This is a genomic window from Azospirillum brasilense (genome assembly GCF_007827815.1).
Lineage (GTDB): Bacteria > Pseudomonadota > Alphaproteobacteria > Azospirillales > Azospirillaceae > Azospirillum > Azospirillum brasilense_C.
In genome coordinates this window covers 20,277-36,551 of record NZ_VITH01000005.1, presented here as the reverse complement: position 1 = coordinate 36,551, position 16,275 = coordinate 20,277, and the positions used below count along the sequence as shown (strand labels likewise).

The window sequence follows — 16,275 nt, the reverse complement described above, 5'->3', positions numbered from 1 at the left end:
CCGGCATCGCGTGCGTCACGAACCCTGGCTGAGCGCCTCGGCCAGGGCGCGGTCGGGGTGGTTCCCGCCGACGATGAGCTGCATGGAGCCGGTCGGCACCTCGACCCCCAACTCGTCGAAACGCTTCTTCATGCGGCGGTTGAACTCGCGCGACACGCCCCACTGCTTGGTCGGGCGGGTCTTGAAGCGCGCGGTGATGAGCTGGGTCGAGTCGGGCTGGAACTTGTCCAGGCCCATCACCTCCAGCGGCCCCATGATGTCGGGCGCGAACTGGGTGTCGGACTGCAGGCTGGCGCCGATGTCCTTCAGCAGCTCGATCACGCGGTCGGGGTCCTCGCGGTAGGCGACCCGCACCTCGAACAGGGCGTAGGAAAAGTCCTTCGACATGTTCTTGACGGTGCTGACCGAGTTGAAGGGCACCGTGTGGATGGCGCCCGAGCCGTCGCGCAGCCGGATGGAGCGGATGGAGATGGCCTCCACCGAGCCGGAATGGCCGCCGCCCACATCCACCACGTCGCCGATCGAGATGCTGTCCTCGAACAGGATGAACAGGCCGGTGATGATGTCCTTGACCAGCGTCTGCGACCCGAAGCCGACGGCCAGACCGACCACACCGGCGCCGGCCAGCAGCGGCGCGATGTTGACGCCCAGCTCCGACAGGGTGATCAGCGAGACCATGGTGACCAGGAGGATCAGGAAGGCGTTGCGCAGCAGCGGCAGCAGGGTGCGCACCCGCGCGCTGCGCTCGATCCGCGTGCCGTTGCGGTCGGTGGAGGCGAGGAAGCGCTCGATCATCGCGCTCACCACCTCCCAGGCGATGACGGAGCCGATGAACAGGAGGCCGATGGTCACCGTGCTGCGCAGGATGCGCTGGCCGAGCCGGGTGTCCGTCCAGGCCAGCGTGTCGAAGCCCCAGCCGTAGAGGATCATCATCGCAGCGCCGACCCAGATCACCGTCTTCACCGCCCGGTGCAGGAAGGGCAGGTAGAGGGAGGCGCGGTCCTTCAGCGGCGGCAGGGCGCCCTGGCTCTCCGGCACCATGCGCAGGCCGCGGCGCAGGCCGCGGTTGATGCCGTTGACCAGCAGCCGGGCGATCACCGCGACCAGGATGGTGATGCCGGTGGCGCGGGCCAGATACTCGAAGCCGCCATAGACGTTCAGCACCCAGACGCCGAAGGTGACCACGACATAGATGATCGCCAGGACGTGCCAGACGTCGGCGAAGCGGCGGCGGGCGGAGCGCAGGACGGCGCCCTGGCCCTCCGACTCGCGCTCGGCGGTGGCCGCCGGGTCGCCGTCGCCGGACAGCGGGTTGCCGTGCATCCAGTCGGCGACGATGCGGCGGTTCTGCAGGATCAGCGCGATCAGCATGCCGGCGATCGCCAGCCCCAGCAGCTTCAGCAGCGCGCCGTAGGCGCCGAGCGGCAGGCCCAGCACATAGGCGCCCTCGGCCAGGAAATAGCCGTAGACGCCGACCGCGGCCAGCCGGCGGACCCAGCGGTAGAGGCGCTGCGCGTTGGCGTCGCCCACCCGCACCATGCGCAGGGAGGGCGCGAAGGGCGCGATCAGGATGCGGGCGGCGACCAGCAGGATCTGCAGAATGACGGTGGCGTTGATGACGGCCAGCGCGACCAGCCGGACGCGCGGCCCCGGCTCGCTGACCGACAGGATGGCGTAGGCGACGACGATGAAGGCGGCGATGGGCGCCAGCTCCAGCAGCGCGCGGCCAAGCAGCAGCGGGAAGCGCACCAGCACCGTGCTGCCCCGGCGGGCGGCGAGCGCGTTGCGCGGGCGGGCGAGCAGCCAGCCGACGAAGCGCTGGATCGCCAGGCCGGCGGTCAGGATCATCGTCAGCTGGATGGCGATCTGCACCCAGCGGTCGCGGGCCGACGGGTCGACCATCTGGCGGTTCGCCCAGTCGATGGCGCCGGGCAGTTCCTTGAACACGTTGCCGACCTGGACGAGCTGGCGGCTCAGCACGTCCATGCGCTCGGCCAGGAAGGACAGGGCGCTGGCGCCGATGGTCTCGGGCAGGGTGCTGGCAGCCGGTGCCTCCTCGGCCTTGGCCTGTTCCAGCCCCTTCTGCGCGGCGACCAGAGCCTTCAACTGCTCGACCAGCCGGGCGCGGGCCGCCGGGTCCTCCAGCGTCGTGATCATCGCCTGCATCTGCTCGGGCGTCGGATCGGGCGAGGCGGCGGGCTCGGCGGGGGCCGCGGCGGCCGGGGCCGGCATGGCGGCGCCCGGAACGGGGCCGGCGGCCAGCGCCGGCGCGGCGAGGCCGGCGAGGAGCAGCAGAAGGACGGCGAGTGCGCCCATGCAGGGGGCCGTCCACCGGGTGCGTGCGCGAAGCATCCCTGTCCTTTTTCGTGATTTCGGCAATGCGTCAGTGAAGGCCGGGGACGTTATCCCGTGCCCGCCTCCTTGCCAACCCGCGCAGTTTCAGACCTTTTTGGGACGGAATTGCGGCCGTGCCCAAGGCGCCGGCGGGCTCCGGAACGGGGCCTAGGGCGCTTTTCCGCCAGACTGGGCGCCGTCCTGGGCCTCGTCCTGAGCGACGTGGCAGGCGACTCGGTGGCCCGGCGCCACGGGGTCGAGAGACGGCGGGACCTGGGCGCAACCGTCATGGGCCAGCGGGCAGCGCAGCCGCAGGGCGCAGCCGGTCGGCGGGCGCAGGGGGGAGGGCGGATCGCCGTGCAGCGCCGGGCGGACCAAGCCGGCCGCCGCGACCAGCGCGCGGCTGTAGGGGTGGCGCGCCCCCGCCGCCAGAACCGCGCTGTCCGCCGACTCGACGATCCGGCCGAGCAGGAGCACCAGCCCCCGCCGCGCCATCCGCAGGCCCTCCGCCGCGTCCTGGGTGGCGTAGAGCAGGGCGAGCCGGCGGCGGCGGCGGATCGCTTGCAGCAGGGCCAGGAAGTCCGCCCGCTCCGCCCCGTCGAGCGTCGCGGCCGGCTCGTCGCAGACCAGCAGGCGCGGCTCCGGCAGCAGGGCGCGGGCCAGCCCGGCGCGCGCCGCCTCCGCCGGACGGAGCGACCCGGGATGGAGGTCGAGGACCGCCGTGGGCAACCCGACCTCCTCCAGCGCCTCGGCCATCCGCGCGGCGCGGTCGGCTGGGGATCGGGTGGGCCGCAGCGACTCCAGCGTCTCGGCGAGCTGCGCGCCGATGGTCATCAGCGGGTCGAGGGCGGCCAGCGGATCGGGGAAGAGGATTTGCAGGTCCCGCCGCGCCCGGCGCATCGCCTCCGGCGGGGCGGCGGCGAGGTCGGTCCCCAGCCAGGACACCTGACCGCCGACCGGCGGCACCAGCCGCAGGATGGCGCGGGCCAGCACCGACTTGCCGCTGCCCGTCTCGCCGAGCAGGGCCAGCGTCTCGCCCTCGGCCAGTTCGATGGACAGGCCGTCGACCACGGTCAGCCAGCGCTCCTCGCCGCGCCAGCTCCGCCCCAGCGGAAAAGCGACGCGCAGGTCGCGCACCGACAGGATGGGCGGGCCGGAGGGCGCCGGCTCCACCGGGGGCGGGGCGGGGGTGGGCTCCTCCTCCGGTGCTTCCAGGCGCCCTTGGGCCAGGATCAGCCGGCGGTCGGCCAGACCGGAGTGGACCGGGTCGGCCTGGATTGGATCGGGTTGCGGGCGTCCGGCCAGCAGCAGCGCTGTTCCGGCCTCGCGCGTCCAGGCGGCGAGGTCGCTCAGCAGGCGGACGCGCTGGGTGGGGTCGAGCGCGGCGGCGGGGGCGTCGGCGAGCAGCAGCGCCGGCTCCGCCGCCATGGCCAGCGCCAGCGCGGCCCGCCAGCGCATCGCCTCGCCCAGCTCGTGGGGGTGGAGCGCCAGCCGGCGCGCGGCGGCGGGCACCTGGAAACGCTCCAGCGCCTCGGCGGCGCGGCGCAGGGCGGTACGCTCGTCCATCCCGGATTGGTGGGCCAACAGCTCGGTGAACTGGGCGCCCAGCGGGCGAAGCGGGTCCAGGGCGCCGTCCTGGGTGACCAGGATGCGCCGCCCCCGGATGTGGATGTCGCCCAGCACCGTGATGCCCTTGGGCGCGAGGCTGGCCAGCGCGCGCAGGAGCAGCGTCTTGCCCGCCCCGGCGTCGCCCGACAGGGCGAGCACCTCGCCGGGCTCGACGGCGAAGCTCAGCCGGTCGAGCAGGATGTCGCGGCTGGTCAGCAGGGACAGCCCCTCCACCCGCAGCGGCGTGCGCTCTTCCGATCCGCTCACCGGTGCCCCCCGGTCGTGGAGAAGGCCAGCCGCATCCCGTCGCCCACCCCGTGCAGCGCCCACAGGGTCAGCGCCAGCAGCAGCGCCGGACCGGCCAGCGCCACGGCGTCGCCCGCCCGCGCCGCCGCGCCGATGGCGGTTCCCCAGCCGGTCACTCCCTCCGGCAGGCCGAGGCCGAGCAGGCTGGCGAGGCTTTCCGCCATCAGGGCGCGGGGAAGGGCGGTCCAGGCCGCGGCGGCGAGCGGCAGGACGGCGTTGGGCAGGATGTGGCGGCGCAGCCGGCGCCCGTTGGCAATCCCGGCGGCCTGGGCGGCGCTCAGGAACTCCCGCCGCAGCAGGGCGCGCAGCTCGTCCCGCGCGACGACGGCCACCGCCGGGGCGGCGATCAGGGCGGTCACCACGGCCATCGGCGCCAGCCCGCGCTCCGGACCCAGCAACCCGCCGGCCAGCGGCAGCGCCAGCGCCAGGGGCAGGCCGGTCAGCGCGGTGGCGGGCGTCATCATCGCCCGCTCCGCCCGCTCGCCCAGGGCCACCGCCGTGGCGGCCCAGAGCAGGCCGAGGGCGGCCCCGCCCAGCCCGGCGAACAGTGCGAAGGTCAGGCTCTGGTGCCCGGCGGCCAGCGCCGCCCCCACCGGGCCGCCCCCGGCGACGAGGCCGGCGGCGACCGCCAGCATCAGCGCCGCGAGGACGGTCAGCCCCGCGGCGGCGGGCCGGTGCGCGGTCAGCCGCTGCCCGGCCTTCTGCCAGGGACCGTCGCGCCAATGAGAGTCGGTGCCGGCGGGTCCGTGCATCAGGCCATCCGGGCGCGCGGGTCGATCCAGCCGTGCAGCGCGCCGCACAGCGCGTTCAGCAGCACGGCGAGGCCGCACAGCCCGGCGAGCGCCGCGACGGCCATGCTGGCATCCCCGGCCCGCGCCGCCTCGACGAACAGCCGCCCGGCGCCGGAAAAGCCGGTCCCGAACAGGCTTTCCACCGCCACGGCCGCGGTCACCGTTCCCGCCACGGCGCTGCGCAGGCCGCCCACCGCCGCCGACAGCCCCAGCGGCAGGCTGAGCCGCCACAGCAGGGCGGAACCGTCCACCCCGCGTCCGCGCGCCGCCAGCAGAACCGTGTCCTCCGCCCCGGCCCGCGCCCGGCCGGCGAGCACCGCGGCCTGGGCGGTGGCGGGCAGAGCCACGGCGGCGACGCCCAGCAGGACGGGCGCCGTCGCGGATGTGACGGCGAAGACCGCGGCCAGCAGAAAGCCCGGCATGGCCGGACCCACCCCGCCCAAAATGGCGCCCGACCCACCCAGCACACCGAGCAGGGCGCCGAGCCCGGTTCCCAGGGCCAGCGCCGGCAGGATCAGCGCCAGCGTCGCCGGCAGGGCGGCCAGCGCGGCGCCGAGCGCGGGGGCCCAGCCCGGTCCGGCCAGCGCGGCCACCACGCCGGCGGCGAGCGCGAGGCCCAGCAGGGCTGGCACCGCGGCCAGCACCCGACGCAGGACGAGGCTCAGCATCGGTCCCGCCGGGAGCGGGCGGCCGTGACGGGCGGATTGTGTGGAGGGACGGACAAGCGGCTCACAACAAGCGGGTCACGGGGCAAGGACGGGAGCAGGGACGGGCACGAATGGATTCCTCCTGACGGTACCCAGGTCCCGGCCGGTCGGGCAATGGAATTTCGCCTCTCGGCGGGGGGCGGGGAGGGTTGGGCGGCTGCGGTGTTGTTCGGGCATTCGCCTTCCTGGCCGGTCGCAGCCCGTCCCGGACGCACCATATGTGAACCCCCGATGCCGATCCCTGCAGGAACCCCGGTCCAGCCGCGTCCCATGCCCGACCAGCCGTCCGTCGCCCAGCCCTTCCTCCCCGCAACGCCGCTTCCGGCGTCTCCCATGATGGCCGCGGACCCGCTGCTGGTGCCGGGCCGCACCTGCTGGCGGGTGGAGCGGGCCGAGCGGGTCGGCGTCATCGTCGATGGGGAGGACTACTTCGCGCTCGCCAAGGCGGCGATGCGGCAGGCGCGGCGCAGCATCTACCTGACCGCCTGGGACTTCGACGCCCGCATCCGGCTGACCCCGCAGGCGCGCCACCCGCGCCGCCCCGACAAGCTCGGCAACCTGCTGAACTGGCTGGCCGCGACCCGCCCGGACCTGACCATCCATGTTCTGAAGTGGGACTTCGCGGAGCTGTTCGACCTGGCCCGCTGGTCGCAGCCGCTGTTCCTGCGCGGCTGGCTCAGCCATTCGCGGCTCCAGTACCGGCTGGACGGCGACCATCCCGCCGGGGCCTGCCACCATCAGAAGATGCTGGTGATCGACGACCGGCTGGCCTTCTGCGGCGGGCTGGACATCACCGCCAACCGCTGGGACACCCGCGCCCACCGCGCCGACGAGCCGCTGCGCCGCCAGCCGGACGGCTCCCCCTACGAGCCCTTCCACGACCTGATGATGGCGGTGGACGGCGACGCCGCCCGCGCGCTGGGCGACCTGTTCCGCGAGCGCTGGCGCCGTGCCACCGGTTGTGTGCTGTCGCCGCCGGCCATGGACGTGCTTGGCGGCGGTGGCGGCCCTTCCGACGGCAAGCGCCCCCGGCGGCTGCGGCTGAAGGCGCGCCGGGCCGGGCCGGACAGCCCCGACCCCTGGCCGCAACAGCTCGTCCCGCTGCTCAAGGGCATGCCCGTCGGCATCGCCCGCACCGAGCCCGGCTACAACGGGCGCGCCGAGGTGCGGGAGGTCGAGGCGCTCTACACCGCCGCCATCGCCGCGGCCGAGCGCTTCATCTACATGGAGAGCCAGTATTTCGCCTCGGTCGCCGTGGCCGAGGCGCTGAAGGCGCGGCTGGCCGAGCCGGACGGGCCGGAGGTCGTCGTCGTCAACTCCGCCCGCACGTCGAGCTGGCTGGAGAACACCGTGATGCTCGGCGCCCGCGCCCGGCTGGTGAAGGAGCTGCGCGAGGCCGACCGCAACGGGCGCTTCCGCTTCTACATCGCCAAGACCGAGAGCGCCAAAACCGGCAGCGTCGGCATCACCATCCACGCCAAGGTGATGGTGGTGGACGACCGGCTCCTGCGCATCGGCTCGGCCAACCTGAACAACCGGTCGATGGGGCTGGACACCGAATGCGATCTGGCGCTGGAGGCGCCCCAGGGGAGGGTGGAAGGGCGCGAGGCCCGGCTGGCCATCGCCGGGGTGCGCGACGACCTGCTCGCCGAGCATCTCGGGGTGACGCCGGACAGCGTGGCGGCGGAGCTGCGCCGCACCGGCTCGCTCATCCGCACGGTGGAGGCGCTGAGCCGGCCCGGCGGGCGGACGCTGGAGTTGCTGGAGGACGCCGACCCCGGCCTGCTGGCCACCGCCGTCGCCGATTCCATGCTCTTCGATCCGGAACGCCCGGTCAGCGCGGCGGAAATCGTGTGGCGCGTCCTGCCGTCGCGCATCCCGCGGCGCCACCACTGGCTGGCGCTGGGCATCATCCTGGCGGTGGTGGGCGGGGTGTGGGGGCTGTGGAACCACACGCCGCTGCGCGACTGGGCGACGCTGGACGCCGTGCTGGAGGGGTTCGAGCGCCTGCGCGAGTCGGCCTTCGGGCCGCTGTGGCTGATCCTGCTCTACGTCGCCGGGGGCTTCGTGCTGTTTCCGGTGCTGCTGCTGATCGCGGCGACGGCCATCGCGCTGGGGCCGTGGGTGGGCTTCCCGACCGCGCTGGCCGGGGTGCTGGCCTCCGCCGCGGCGCTGTTCTGGGTGGGACGGTTCACCGGCCGGCGCCCCATCGAGCGCTACGGCGGCGCTGTGGTGCAGCGGGCGAGCGCGGCGTTCGGCGAGCGTGGCGTGCTGGCCATGGCGGCGCTGCGGGTGGTGCCGGTGGCCCCCTTCACCGTGGTGAACCTCGTCGCCGGGGCGTCCCGCATCCGGTTTGCCGACTATCTGTTCGGGACGATCCTGGGAATGGCGCCGGGAATCCTTGTCTTCAACCTGCTCGGGCACCAGCTTGAGCGTGTGTTGACGGAACCGACGCCCACCGACATGGTTCTTCTGGGTCTGGCGGCGGTGACGGCGCTGGGGCTCGGCTGGGCCGGCAACCGGCTGGTGCGGGCCCTGGCGGCGAGACGGCCAGCCACCGGAGAGACAGCGAGGGGAGACCAAGAGCGGTGATCCGATTCAGCCGAGAGCGTGTGCAGCGGATCGCCTCCGCTCTGCGCGCCGCCCGCGTCCGCCGCCCGAAGCGCCGCGTCGACAGCCGCAGCGGCCCGGTGCCGGAGGGCATGGCGCCGCTGCGCGTGGCGACCTGGAACATCCACAGCTGCGTCGGGCTGGACGCGCGCTTCGCGCCGGACCGCATCGCCGAAGTCATCAAGGAGCTGGACGTCGATCTGGTCGGGCTTCAGGAGGTCGGCTGGCACCACCGCGGCGAATCCGGGCTGGACCAGTTCGCCTTCCTGGAGCGCGCCACCGGCCTGAAGGCCCACGCCGGCCCGACCAAGCACAACGCCCACGCCCATTACGGCAACGCCATCCTGACCCGGCTGCCGGTCCTGAAATGCGAGCCCATCGACCTCAGCGTCGGGCGGCGGGAGCCGCGCGGCGGCATCGACGTGATCGTCGAGGTGGAGGGGCGCCCGGTGCGCATCATCGTCGCCCATCTCGGGCTCGACCCGTGGGAGCGGGCGCGGCAGGTCGGCGCCATCGTCGACCGGCTGGAGGAACAGCCGGCCCTGCCGACCCTGTTCATGGGCGACCTCAACGAATGGGCGCCGAACTCCCCCCGGCTGCGCAAGCTGGCCGAGGCCTTTCCCGACTGGGCCAGCCCGCGCAGCTTCCACGCGCGGATGCCCACGCTGCGGCTCGACCGTATCTACGTGAACAACGGGCTGACCATCCCGTCTTACGAGGTGGTGCGCACGGTGCTGACGCGCCGCGCGTCCGACCATCTGCCGGTGCGCGCCACCGTGGCGGTGCCATAACCGATATTCCCGCTCGGGTATGCTGGGTCCTGATGGCTGCAAGGTGCGTGCGCGGTTCCGCGGGCGCGCCTTTTTCTTTGGGCTTGATCCTTCTGCCTTGCCGCCTTTGCAGTGCAGCATTGCGCGGTCTGTTTCGTGTGGCTGACTGTTTCCCATGTAAGTTTTTTGCCCGAGAACGGGTGTCGGCTATTGACCTTCCGGATAAGGACTGACCAATCTATCGGTTGGTCATACGACCAATGACGGCCGATCAATGACGACACCCAGCCGACCGGGCGTGGGACCAACCGCCGAAGCGAGGACCTGTTGCTCTACCATCTCTACGATCTGCAGCACGCCGCTCTGCGCCCGATGCGCCTCCTGGCCGAAGCGACCCAGCACACCTTCCAGAACCCGTTCAGCCCGGTGTCCTACACCCGCGTCGGCCGCGCCATGGCCGCTGGCGCGGAACTGCTGGAGCGCACCACCCGCCGCTTCCCCAAGCCGGACTTCGGCCTGACGACCACGGTGGTGAACGGCGAGACGGTGGCGGTCACCGAGCGCATCGCCCACCGCAAGCCCTTCTGCAACCTGCTGCACTTCGCCAAGCCGGAGGGCACCCCGGCGCAGCCGCGCGTCCTGCTGGTCGCCCCGATGTCGGGCCACCACGCGACGCTGCTGCGCGGCACGGTGGCGGCGCTGCTGGCCGACCACGACGTCTTCGTCACCGACTGGATCGACGCCCGGCTGGTGCCGCTGGCGCGCGGGCGGTTCGACCTGGACGACTACATCGACACGGTGGCGGAGCTGATCCGCGTCCTCGGGCCGCAGACCCACGTCATCGCGGTGTGCCAGCCGGCGGTTCCGGTGCTCGCCGCGGTGTCGCTGATGGCGGCGGGGGACGAGGCGGTGCAGCCGCGCTCCATGACGCTGATGGGCGGCCCCATCGACCCGATGGCCAACCCGACCGCGCCGGTGAAGCTGGCGGCGACCCGCCCGCTGTCCTGGTTCGAGCGCAACGTCATCACCACCGTCCCGGCCTATTATCCGGGCGGCTTCCGTCAGGTCTATCCGGGCTTCATCCAGCTCTCCGGCTTCATGTCGATGAATCTGGACCGCCACATCGGGGAGCATGTCGGCCTGTTCCGCCACCTCGTCCGCGGCGATGGCGACTCCGCGGAGCAGCACCGCCGCTTCTACGACGAATACCTGTCGGTCATGGACCTGTCGGCGGAGTTCTACCTGCAGACCATCGAGACGGTGTTCCAGAAGCATTCGCTCGCCAACGGCACCATGGAGTCGCGCGGGCGCAAGGTGGAACCGGCGGCGATCCGCCGAACCGCCATGATGACGGTGGAGGGCGAGCTGGACGACATCTCAGCCCCCGGCCAGACCGAGTCGGCGCACCGGCTCTGCGCCTCGCTGCCGGACGACATGCGCGCCCGCCATTTCCAGAAGGGCGTCGGCCACTACGGCATTTTCAACGGCCGCCGCTGGCGCGAGAGCATCATGCCGGCGGTGCGGGAGTTCATCCGCAAGCACGACTGAGATGAGTGGAAAAACCCCTCTCCCGTCCCGGGAGAGGGAAGGGGCCCGCGGCAAAGGCGTGGGAAGGGTGAGGGTGCCGGCAAGGATCGGTTCTTGATCCTTGGACGACCCTCACCCGGCGCCTTTAGCGCCACCCTCTCCCGGGGCGGGAGAGGGAATCGGACGGCGTCAGCGCTTCGGAACGCGCACCGGGCGCAGCTCGTGGAGCAGCCAGACTAGCCCGGACACCAGCAGGATCGCACCCGCCTGATGGGCGGCGCCCAGCGGGATCCACACAAAGCTCAGCAGCGTGGCGATGCCCAGCCCGATTTGCACCAGCACCATCGCCGCGGTCAGCAGCGCCACCCGCCCGGCGCGGCCCGGCAGGCGGGCCACCCACACCCGCAGGGCGAGCCCCAAGACCACCAGCCCGGTCAGCAGCGCCAGCGCCCGGTGCGTCAACTGGATGGCCGCTGTGTTCTCGAAAAGGTTGATCCACCAGGGCGTCAGGTTGGCGACCTCCGGCGGGATGACGTGGCCAGCCATCAGCGGAAAGGTGTTGTAGGCCAGCCCGGCGTCCGTCCCGGCGACGAAGGCGCCCCAGACGATGGTGACGCCGGTCAGCCCCAGGGCCCAGCGCGCGTGTTTGCGCAGCCGGCCCGACTCGGTCGCCCAGCCGGCCAGCGGCAGCGGGTCGAGAATCCCCAGCGCGGTGCGCAGCAGTAGCCCGTAGATCAGGATCGCCGTGCCGAGATGCAGCGCCAGCCGGTAGTGGCTGACATCGGGCCGGTCGACCAGCCCGCTCTTGACCATGTACCAGCCGATCACCCCCTGGAGCCCGCCGAGCAGGAACAGCCCGGCCAGTTTCGGCCACAGGGCGGCGGGAATCCGCCCGTTGACCCAGAAGCGCAGGAAGGGGATCAGGAAGACGAAGCCGATCAGCTGGCCCCAGAAGCGGTGGAACCACTCCCACCAGAAGATCTGTTTGAAGGCCGCCAGATCCATCGCCGAGTTGTAGATGCGGAACTCCGGCGTGGTCTGGTAGAGGCCGAAGACGCGGTTCCATTCCGCTTCCGACAAGGGCGGCAGGATGCCGATCAGCGGCTTCCACTCCACCATCGACAGGCCGGATTCGGTCAGGCGCGTGATGGCGCCGATCACCGCCATGGCGAAGACCATCCCACAGCAGACGAGAAGCCAATAGGCGATGGGACGGGTGGAGGCGGGGTCGCGGACGTCTTTCCCGGCGAGGGCGGGGGCGGTGATGTCGGTCACGGACGGGCGGCTCCGGATGATGCGGAAAAGTTCCGGCGGGGTAGGGGCTTCCGGCTCATGTGGGGTGCGGCAGCGGCTGCGTCAAACGGACACGGGTTACCCCGCGGCGAGGGGCACGGGTTTCGGGTGAAGCCGGTGGGCCGCGGGTGTTACAAATATCAGTCTTACCAACGGCTTCGGATGCGGGGCGGCGATGGCGGACCTCACCCTCGGCTTCGGCCTGTCGTTCCACGAGCTTTACGGGCAGGACGGGCTGGCCCGGCTCGACCGCGCCTTCCTCGCCCGGCTGTCCGAGACGGACGCGGCGCTCGCCAACCGGCTGCTGTCCGCCCGCGCCCAGCCCGACCGGCTGGAGGCCAAGGCGGAAAGCGACCTGCTGATCGCGCTCGCCCCCCACGCCGAGGATTTCATCGGCGAGCTGTTCGGCATCCGCGCTGCGCTCGACGAGCTGCGCGCCCGCCACACGGAGCTGGCGCCGCTCTACACCGCCAAGCGCCTGTTCGTTCAGCGCCGCGCCGCCAAGGCGGTGAAGCCGGAGGCGGTCGCCGCGCTCGACGGGGCGGAACTGGCCGCGCGGCTGGAGGACTGGCTGGGCGGCCCGCTGACCGAGGCCGCCTTCGCCCGGCAGGTGCTGGCCTGGATGGAGGACGAGGCGGCCCACGCCGACCAGTTGGACAGCGCCGCCCAATACGCCGCCTGGGCGGTCTTCAGCGAGGCCGGGCGCGCCCGGCACGGCGGCGGCGTGCTGTTCCAGGTGCCGCACCGCACCGACCCGCAGCGTCTCGTCCCGGTGGAGACGGTGGAGCGGCACGGCGTCACCATGATGCGCCTGCCCGACGAGGCCTGCCGCGAGCGGCAGGGCTTCCACCTGACCGACCCCGGCACCGATCTGGCCGGCGCGCTGGACGAGGCCAACTACTGCATCTGGTGCCACAACCAGGGCAAGGACAGCTGCTCCAAGGGGCTGCGCGACCGCAAGACCGGGGAGTTCCAGAAGAGCGCCTTCGGCGTCGCGCTGGCCGGCTGCCCCTTGGAAGAGAAGATTTCCGAGATGCACGCGCTGAAGGCCGAGGGCGTGCCCATCGGGGCGCTGGCCGTGGTGGTGGTCGACAACCCGATGTGCGCGGCCACCGGCCACCGCATCTGCAACGACTGCATGAAGGCCTGCATCTACCAGAAGCAGGAACCGGTGGACATCCCGCAGGCGGAGACCCGCACGCTGAAGGACGTGCTGGAACTGCCCTGGGGCTTCGAGATCTACAGCCTGCTGACCCGCTGGAACCCACTGGACCTGCGCCGCCCGCTGATGCGGCCGGACAGCGGTTATAAGGTTCTGGTGGCCGGGCTGGGGCCGGCGGGCTTCACGCTGGCGCATCATCTGATGAACGACGGCCACACGGTGGTCGGCATCGACGGGCTGAAGATCGAGCCGCTGCCCGCCGACCTCTCCGGCGTCCTGCCCAGCGGCACGCGGGTGCCCTTCCGGCCGATCCGCGACGTGCGCGACCTCTACGACCGGCTGGACGAGCGGGTGATGGCCGGCTTCGGCGGGGTGGCCGAATACGGCATCACCGTGCGCTGGAACAAGAATTTCCTGAAGGTGATCCGGCTGCTGCTGGAACGCCGGGCGCGCATGACGATCATCGGCGGGGTGCGCTTCGGCGGCACGCTGACCATCGACGGGGCGCTGGAGCTGGGCTTCGACCACATCGCCCTGTGCATGGGAGCGGGCAAGCCGACCGTGGTGCCGATGGCGAACGGGCTGGCCCGCGGGGTGCGGCAGGCGTCGGACTTCCTGATGGGGCTGCAACTGACCGGGGCGGCCAAGCCGGACAGCATCGCCAACCTCCAGGTCCGGCTGCCCATCGTGGTGATCGGCGGCGGGCTGACCGCCATCGACACGGCGACGGAGGCGCTGGCCTACTACCCCGTCCAGGTCGAGAAGTTCCTGTCCCGCTACGAGGTTCTGGCGGCCGACCGGGGGGAGACGGCGGTGCGCGCCCGCTGGACGCCCGACGAGGCCGAACTGGCCGACGAGTTCCTGGCCCACGCCCGCGCCATCCGGGCGGAGCGTCTCGAGGCGGGGGAGCAGGGGCGTGAGCCACGCGTCACGGCGCTGCTGCAATCCTGGGGCGGCTCGACCATCGCCTACCGCCGCCGGCTGATCGACAGCCCCAGCTACACGCTGAACCACGAGGAGGTGGCGCACGGGCTGGCCGAGGGCATCCGCTTCCTGGAATGCGCCGCCCCGCGCGGGGTGGAGATCGACGAATCGGGCGCCGCTCGGGCGATCCACCTCGCCATCAGCCCGGTCGGGCCGGACGGGGTGGTGGCGCCCGCCGCGGTGGACGCGCGGCTCCCCGCCCGCACCATTCTGGTCGCCGCCGGCACCCAGCCGAACACCGTCCTGGCCCGCGAGGAACCGGAGTGGGTGGAACTGGATGGGCGCTCCTTCCGCGCCATCGACGAGGACGGGCGGCCGGTGACCCCGGAGCGGCAGGCCAAGCCGAGCCAGGCCCATGTGCTGATGGCGCGGGCGCCGGACGGGCGGTTCCTCAGCTTCTTCGGCGACCTGCACCCGTCCTTCGCCGGCAATGTGGTGAAGGCGATGGGCGGGGCGAAGCGCGGCTATCCGGTGGTCAGCCGCGCCCTGGCCCGCCGGGCGCCCACCTCCGTGACGCCGGAGGCGCTGGTGCGGCGCCTGAACGCCGAGTTGCGGCCCTTGGTGCACAGCGTCACCCGCCTGACCCCGACCATCGTGGAGGTGGTGGTGAAGGCTCCCGCCGCCGCGCGCCGTTTCGAACCCGGACAGTTCTACCGGCTGCAGAATTTCGAAACGCTGGCGCAACGGATCGGCCGGACCACGCTGGCCATGGAAGGGCTGGCCCTGACCGGCGCCTGGGTGGACAAGGCGGCGGGGCTGCTCTCCCTGATCGTTCTGGAGATGGGCGGCTCCTCCGACCTGTGCGCCCTGCTGAAGCCCGGCGACCCGGTGGTGGTGATGGGGCCGACCGGCGCCCCGACCGAGATCCCGGAGGGCGAGACGGTGGCCCTGGTCGGCGGCGGGCTGGGCAACGCCGTGCTGTTCTCCATCGGGCAGGCCTGCCGGGCGCGCGGCAACCGGGTCGTCTACTTCGCCGGCTACAAGCGGATGGAGGACCGTTACAAGACCGAACAGATCGAGGCCGCCGCCGACCGCGTCGTCTGGTGCTGCGACGAGGCGCCGGGCTTCACGCCGACGCGCCCCGGTGATCTGAGTTTCGTGGGCAACATCGTGGAGGCTATGCGCGCCTACGCGGCGGGCGAGCTGGGGCCGGCGGACATCTCGTTGGAAACGGTGGACCGGATCGTCGCCATTGGTTCCGACCGCATGATGGCGGCGGTGGGGGCGGCCCGGCACGGCGTGCTGAAGCCGCATCTGAAGCCCGGCCACGCGGCCATCGGCTCCATCAACTCCCCCATGCAATGCATGATGAAGGAGATCTGCGCCCAGTGCCTGCAGCGGCACACCGACCCGGAGACCGGCAAGGAGACGGTGGTCTTCTCCTGCTTCAACCAGGACCAGAGCCTGGACCGGGTGGATTTCGCCAACCTGAACCAGCGGCTGCGCCAGAACGCCGTCCAGGAAAAGCTGACCGCCCAATGGATCGACCGCGGCCTGCGGCTGACCGGCCAGCGGAAGGGGTGAAGGGGAGACGTTCTTTCCCCTCTCCCGTCCCGGGAGAGGGTGGCGCCGAAGGCGCCGGGTGAGGGTAAGGTCGAGAATCAAGGCGCTGATCCTTGGCATCACCCTCACCCTTCCCACGCTGCGCGTGGGCCCCTCCCCTCTCCCGGGGCGGGAGAGGGGGTCTGCGTCACGCGCCCGTCGCGGTGCTGACCGCCGCCTGGGGCAGCGGCTCGGTGGAGCTTTCGAACAGGTCGGCCTCGGCGGCGCGGCGCTTCACCAGACCGGGAAGCTGCGTCTTGACGCCGTTGACCGTGGCGTAGACCCAGCGGCCGAACTGGCCGGCGGCGCCCTCGTAGTCGCCCTGGTTCAGCAGGCGCAGCAGGGTCGAGCATTGCAGGCTGCCGGCCCCCAGGTTGAACACGAAGGAGGCGAGCGCCCCGCGCTGGTTCGGGTTCAGCGCGACGGTGACCAGCTTGTCCACCTGGGCGGCGGCGGAGGTCAGGTCCGACTTCAGGAAGTCGTCGGCCTGGGCGGAGGAGATGCTCTGCCCCAGTTCGACCCCGGCGGTGTGGCCGTAGCCGATGGTCGGCACCCCCGCCGGACACAGGTAGGCCTTGAGGTAAAGCCCCTCGAAATGCTTCACAAGGTTGACCGCTTCTTCGCAAACCGGCGTGGTCATG

10 protein-coding genes are annotated in these 16,275 nt (G+C 72.2%); 4 read left to right on the top strand and 6 right to left on the bottom strand.

The features are described 5' to 3' along the window. Window positions 1-15 precede the first annotated feature (15 nt). The 4 genes from FBZ83_RS11365 to FBZ83_RS11350 form a co-directional block, all read right to left on the bottom strand. A complete protein-coding gene (locus FBZ83_RS11365; protein ID WP_247888265.1) occupies window positions 16-2,316 on the bottom strand; it encodes a mechanosensitive ion channel domain-containing protein in 2,301 nt (766 codons plus the stop codon). A gap of 186 nt (window positions 2,317-2,502) precedes the next feature. Beyond that, window positions 2,503-4,209, bottom strand: a complete 1,707-nt coding sequence (locus FBZ83_RS11360) for an oligopeptide/dipeptide ABC transporter ATP-binding protein (protein ID WP_145682613.1) — start codon at window positions 4,207-4,209, stop codon at window positions 2,503-2,505. Next, entirely contained in the window at window positions 4,206-5,000 is a 795-nt protein-coding gene (locus tag FBZ83_RS11355; protein ID WP_145682611.1) for an ABC transporter permease subunit, read from the bottom strand. The genes FBZ83_RS11360 and FBZ83_RS11355 overlap by 4 nt, the downstream gene beginning before the upstream one ends. Beyond that, entirely contained in the window at window positions 5,000-5,707 is a 708-nt protein-coding gene (locus FBZ83_RS11350) for an ABC transporter permease subunit (protein WP_145682603.1), read from the bottom strand. Before FBZ83_RS11350 ends, FBZ83_RS11355 begins: the two co-directional genes overlap by 1 nt. A gap of 270 nt (window positions 5,708-5,977) precedes the next feature. On the opposite strand from FBZ83_RS11350, the gene FBZ83_RS11345 reads away from it, so the two are divergent. From FBZ83_RS11345 to FBZ83_RS11335, 3 genes are all read left to right on the top strand, one after another. Then, window positions 5,978-8,338, top strand: coding sequence for a VTT domain-containing protein (locus FBZ83_RS11345; protein ID WP_145682600.1), 2,361 nt, complete (start codon window positions 5,978-5,980; stop codon window positions 8,336-8,338). Further along, window positions 8,335-9,147 (top strand): endonuclease/exonuclease/phosphatase family protein, encoded by an 813-nt coding sequence (locus FBZ83_RS11340; protein ID WP_051658011.1) that lies wholly within the window; start codon window positions 8,335-8,337, stop codon window positions 9,145-9,147. The genes FBZ83_RS11345 and FBZ83_RS11340 overlap by 4 nt, the downstream gene beginning before the upstream one ends. A 306-nt stretch (window positions 9,148-9,453) precedes the next feature. Continuing rightward, a complete protein-coding gene (locus tag FBZ83_RS11335; RefSeq protein ID WP_145682598.1) occupies window positions 9,454-10,674 on the top strand; it encodes a polyhydroxyalkanoate depolymerase in 1,221 nt (406 codons plus the stop codon). A gap of 168 nt (window positions 10,675-10,842) precedes the next feature. Here FBZ83_RS11335 and FBZ83_RS11330 read toward each other — a convergent pair whose 3' ends face one another. Further along, on the bottom strand, window positions 10,843-11,928 hold the full coding sequence (locus FBZ83_RS11330; RefSeq protein ID WP_145682596.1) for a COX15/CtaA family protein: 1,086 nt from the start codon (window positions 11,926-11,928) through the stop codon (window positions 10,843-10,845). A gap of 193 nt (window positions 11,929-12,121) precedes the next feature. On the opposite strand from FBZ83_RS11330, the gene FBZ83_RS11325 reads away from it, so the two are divergent. Beyond that, window positions 12,122-15,616, top strand: coding sequence for a pyridine nucleotide-disulfide oxidoreductase (locus FBZ83_RS11325; protein ID WP_145682594.1), 3,495 nt, complete (start codon window positions 12,122-12,124; stop codon window positions 15,614-15,616). 166 nt (window positions 15,617-15,782) lie between these two features. Here FBZ83_RS11325 and FBZ83_RS11320 read toward each other — a convergent pair whose 3' ends face one another. After that, window positions 15,783-16,274 (bottom strand): lysozyme, encoded by a 492-nt coding sequence (locus FBZ83_RS11320; protein ID WP_145682592.1) that lies wholly within the window; start codon window positions 16,272-16,274, stop codon window positions 15,783-15,785. Between the last annotated feature and the right edge of the window lies 1 nt (window position 16,275).

Excerpts from the sequence above, each read along its gene's own strand:
- FBZ83_RS11325 (WP_145682594.1), top strand. The coding sequence starts at position 12,122 with ATGGCGGACCTCACCCTCGGCTTCGGCCTGTCGTTCCACGAGCTTTAC.
- FBZ83_RS11365 (WP_247888265.1), bottom strand. The coding sequence starts at position 2,316 with ATGGGCGCACTCGCCGTCCTTCTGCTGCTCCTCGCCGGCCTCGCCGCG.
- FBZ83_RS11345 (WP_145682600.1), top strand. The coding sequence starts at position 5,978 with ATGCCGATCCCTGCAGGAACCCCGGTCCAGCCGCGTCCCATGCCCGAC.
- FBZ83_RS11355 (WP_145682611.1), bottom strand. The coding sequence starts at position 5,000 with ATGCACGGACCCGCCGGCACCGACTCTCATTGGCGCGACGGTCCCTGG.
- FBZ83_RS11350 (WP_145682603.1), bottom strand. The coding sequence starts at position 5,707 with ATGCTGAGCCTCGTCCTGCGTCGGGTGCTGGCCGCGGTGCCAGCCCTG.
- FBZ83_RS11320 (WP_145682592.1), bottom strand. The coding sequence starts at position 16,274 with ATGACCACGCCGGTTTGCGAAGAAGCGGTCAACCTTGTGAAGCATTTC.